The 713-nt window shown below is 58.6% G+C and carries 1 protein-coding gene; it reads left to right on the forward strand.

All coding sequences use genetic code 11. The annotated features are described in order from the left end of the window. Nucleotides 1-86: 86 nt before the first annotated feature. The coding region (locus QVP03_RS11580; RefSeq protein WP_288210794.1) for a hypothetical protein at nucleotides 87-713 on the forward strand (627 nt) is incomplete at its 3' end.

Here is a 713-nt window from a genome sequence, read left to right on the forward strand (position 1 = left end):
ATCTGACCATTGCCGGAATCGGACTGACAATGAATACAGCGACATCCTGCTTTCTCAGAACGCCCGAAGATGCAGCAGGAAAAGATATGCTGGAACTGATGGAGGCCCTGCGCAGGACGCCGCTTGCGAAAAAGATCGGGCGCCACCTCGCGGACGTTCCGGCAGACACCGCCCACTCCCTGCACGGCCTGCTGGCCATGCACACCTTTCTCTTGGATGCTTATCTGGAGCAGCATCCCGACAGCAAGCTCCGGCAGCCGCCGATGGACGAAGTGCAGGCAGCAGCGCATATCATTAACCGGCAGTTCCGCGCCGAGACATTCCGCGAGCTGCGCCATCTGGCAGAAACAAGTGGACGTTATATGCCCTCCTGTTACGTCGTGCGACTCTACGATTGGGATACCGATATGGGCCAGTTGCAGGAGATGCGCGGGCAGCTGGACGGCCCGGCATGTGCGGACAATCCGCAGCAGGTGCAGCAGCTCCGGGAGCGAATCTGGAAGGCCGAGAACCGCATGGTACGGGAAGCCGAGAGGATATTGGAGAGCGATCCGGAAATTCCCCTGCGGCAAACCTACATCGAGAAACTCGATGCCGAGTTGCAGACGTTAGGATGGTTCGCACGCTTCCCGGAAAAGATCGACAGCCCTTATATCAACCTGCAACTGCTCGACAAATACGGTATCGAGTCGGGCATCCCCCGCGAAGACCAG

The organism is Alistipes sp. CAG:29 (genome assembly GCF_000435435.1).
GTDB lineage: Bacteria > Bacteroidota > Bacteroidia > Bacteroidales > Rikenellaceae > Alistipes > Alistipes onderdonkii.